Origin of the sequence: Pseudomonas sp. SZ57, from assembly GCF_009495975.1 — a bacterium.
In the GTDB taxonomy this organism is placed as follows: Bacteria; Pseudomonadota; Gammaproteobacteria; order Pseudomonadales; family Pseudomonadaceae; genus Aquipseudomonas; species Aquipseudomonas syringae.
The window spans coordinates 5,218-8,127 of the sequence record NZ_WIBD01000011.1; the positions used below are offsets into that span (position 1 = coordinate 5,218).

Annotated in this window: 4 protein-coding genes; 3 read left to right on the top strand and 1 reads right to left on the bottom strand. The window is 59.7% G+C overall.

Annotated features, from left to right (window positions below):
* Positions 1-35 precede the first annotated feature (35 nt).
* On the bottom strand, positions 36-647 hold the full coding sequence (locus GE543_RS13425; RefSeq protein ID WP_153221637.1) for a response regulator: 612 nt from the start codon (positions 645-647) through the stop codon (positions 36-38).
* 170 nt (positions 648-817) lie between these two features.
* Here GE543_RS13425 and GE543_RS13430 point away from each other — a divergent pair, with 170 nt between their 5' ends.
* From GE543_RS13430 to GE543_RS13440, 3 genes are all read left to right on the top strand, one after another.
* Positions 818-1,423 carry a hypothetical protein gene (locus tag GE543_RS13430; protein WP_003427552.1) on the top strand — a complete coding sequence of 202 codons (606 nt, stop codon included), beginning with the start codon at positions 818-820 and terminating at the stop codon, positions 1,421-1,423.
* Positions 1,424-1,497: 74 nt separating this feature from the next.
* Positions 1,498-2,118, top strand: a complete 621-nt coding sequence (locus tag GE543_RS13435) for a cytochrome b/b6 domain-containing protein (RefSeq protein WP_110767066.1) — start codon at positions 1,498-1,500, stop codon at positions 2,116-2,118.
* A complete protein-coding gene (locus tag GE543_RS13440; RefSeq protein ID WP_003344155.1) occupies positions 2,115-2,885 on the top strand; it encodes a molybdopterin-dependent oxidoreductase in 771 nt (256 codons plus the stop codon). The genes GE543_RS13435 and GE543_RS13440 overlap by 4 nt, the downstream gene beginning before the upstream one ends.
* Positions 2,886-2,910 lie beyond the last annotated feature (25 nt).

Below are 2,910 nucleotides of genomic sequence, written 5' to 3' on the forward strand. Positions count from 1 at the left end.
CGCCACCAGGGCAAAGGCCAGGGTCGAACGCAGGGTCAGGGAAGGCTGGCGTCGCATGGGCGCACCTCGCACACATAACCGATGCCACGCACGGTGTGGATGAGCTTGACCGGGTAGGGCAGGTCGACCTTGCTGCGCAGGCGCTTGATGGCGACGTCCACGACATTGGTGTCGCTGTCGAAANNCTTGTTGGTCAGCACGATGACCTGTTGCTGGCGCGTCACCCGGCGGCGCAGCAGGTCCAGTTCCAGATCGGCCAGATGAAAGTGGTCGGCCTCGCGTACCACGCCCCGGCGCAGGATGGTGCGGATGCGCAGCAGCAGTTCAGTGAAGGAAAACGGCTTGACCAGATAATCGTCGGCACCCAGTTCCANNTCCAGGCCGCGAATCCGGTCCTGCAACTGGTCGCGCGCGGTCAGAAACAGCACTGGCACGTCCTGCCGGGCGCGCAGTACTTCGATGATTTGCCAGCCATCGATGCCCGGCAACATCACGTCCAGCACAATCAGGTCATAGCGGTTTTCCAGCGCCAGGTGCAGGCCGTCGGCCCCGTGCTGGGTCCAGTCCACCTTGTAGCCGGACTCACCCAGACCCTTCTTCAGGTACTCGCCGGTTTTGGTGTCATCTTCAATCAGCAGGATATACATCGTTTTGTCCGCTACGCTTTTGCCTGCACCCATGGTGCGCCGATGCCGGAGTCTAACCAGTTGCCGACAAGGTGTCCGACGAATGACAAAAATGTCATTGCCCGGTCATTCTGCGGTGCCGGTAGCGGTGCAAAGATGGGTTTCAGATCTCACCTGCCAAGGAAGTACCGATGAAGACTGCACTCTCTACTACGTTCGGCCTGCTGTTGCTCAGTGCCGCTGTCATGACCCAGGCTGCCGACATGAAGGTGGTCAAACCGATGCGTGGGACCGTCGACAGCGTCAGCGCCGACACCCTCGATTTCACCACCCGTTCGGGTCAGCACGAAAGCATCAAGCTGACTGACAAGACCGGTATTCGTCTTGTGTCCGAAGCTGACTTCAAGCAAATCAAAGGCGACAGTTTTGTCGGTTCGGCTGCCATCCCGCAGGCGGACGGCACACTGAAAGCGCTGGAAGTGACCGTTTTTGAAGCCAGCCTCAAAGGCAGTGGCGAAGGTCACTATGGCTGGGAAAACGCTGATGGCAGCACCGGCACCATGACCAATGGCACCGTTGGCACGCTGGCCGGCACCGATGGCCGCACGCTGACCGTCAAATACGAGGGTGGCGAGAAGAAACTGGTGGTGCCGCAGGATGTGCCTATCGCCTATGTCGAGCCAGGCAAGGTCGACCAGTTGACCAAGGGCGCCAAGGTCGTGGTGTTCCCGGCTGACGACGGCAAGTCCGCTCGTGGTGTGGCCGTCGGCAAAGGCGGTTTCACCCCGCCGATGTAATCACCGCCAGAGCTGTCAGGGGCGCAAGGCTGCCCCTGACAGCCTTTTCCAGGCCTGATCAGAGGGATCTCGACATGAAAACCCGCCCCATCCATCCGTGGCCGGTGCGCCTGACCCACTGGGTCAATGCCGTGGGCATGGTTTGTATGTTCATGAGCGGTTGGGCGATCTACAACGCATCGCCACTGATGCCGTTCACCTTTCCCAAATTTCTGACACTCGGCGGCTGGCTGGGCGGTTCCATTGCCTGGCACTTCGCGGTGATGTGGCTGTTGGTCATCAACGGTCTGATTTATGTGCTGTATGGCGTGTTCAGCCGCCATTTCAAACGCGATCTGCTGCCGGTTCGGCCGTCCGAAGTGACGCGTGACATGAGTGACGCGCTACGTTTTCGACTGGTCCACGTCAAAGGCCGTTACAACGCCGTGCAACGGTTGATGTACTGGCTGGTGCTGGCCATGGGTGTGCTGGTGGTGCTGTCCGGCCTGGCCATCTGGAAACCGGTGCAATTTCAGGGGTTGGTCAGTCTGCTGGGCGGATTCGATTTCGCCCGTTGGGTACATTTCGGGGCGATGACCGCCATCGGCGCGTTCGTCATCGTCCATCTGCTGCTGGTCGTGCTGGTGCCCAGTACTTTGCTGCCGATGATTACCGGCGGCCGCCAGTCGAACGAAGACGGAACTGCGCAATCATGAACGAACCACGTAAACGCATCACTCAGCGTATCCGCCTTGAGCCCGCGCAAGAGCGTCAGCTGGTCGATATTCAGCGCCGCTCGTTTTTGCGCGCGGGGCTGACTGTGGGCGCGATGTCGATGCTCACAGGCTGCAACCTGCAGGATGGCGATCAGGTCGATAAAGTGCTGTGGGCCATGTCGCGCTGGAATGACCGGGTTCAGGCCTGGCTGTTCAACGGCCAAAAGCTGGCGCCGACCTACAGCAAGGCGCAGTTGACCAATCCGTTCCCGTTCAATGCGTTCTACCCTGAATACAATGTGCCGGAGCTGGATCTTTCCGATTACCAGCTGGCGGTGTCGGGGCTGGTGCGGGACAAGCAGCCGTGGACGCTGGAGGCGCTGCGCAAATTGCCGCAACGCACGGACATCACGCGGTTGATCTGCATCGAGGGCTGGAGTGCGATAGGGCAGTGGGGCGGCGTGCCGTTGAAGACTTTTCTGGAGTACATCGGCGCTGACACGACGGCGCGTTTTGTCGGTTTCAAATGCGCTGACCGCTATTACTCAAGTCTGGATATGCCTACTGCGCTGCATCCGCAGACCTTGTTGGCGCTGGATTTCGGTGAAGTGGCGCTGCCACCTGATTACGGTTACCCGTTGCGGGTGCGGGTGCCAACCAAGCTGGGCTTCAAGAATCCCAAGCACATTGTGGAGATTTTCGTCAGTAACGAGAATCCTGGGGGGTATTGGGAGGATCAGGGGTACAACTGGTTCAGCGGGATCTAGGAGCTGACGCAGAGCGTCGCACGAT

Excerpts from the sequence above, each read along its gene's own strand:
- GE543_RS13430 (WP_003427552.1), top strand. The coding sequence starts at position 818 with ATGAAGACTGCACTCTCTACTACGTTCGGCCTGCTGTTGCTCAGTGCC.
- GE543_RS13435 (WP_110767066.1), top strand. The coding sequence starts at position 1,498 with ATGAAAACCCGCCCCATCCATCCGTGGCCGGTGCGCCTGACCCACTGG.
- GE543_RS13440 (WP_003344155.1), top strand. The coding sequence starts at position 2,115 with ATGAACGAACCACGTAAACGCATCACTCAGCGTATCCGCCTTGAGCCC.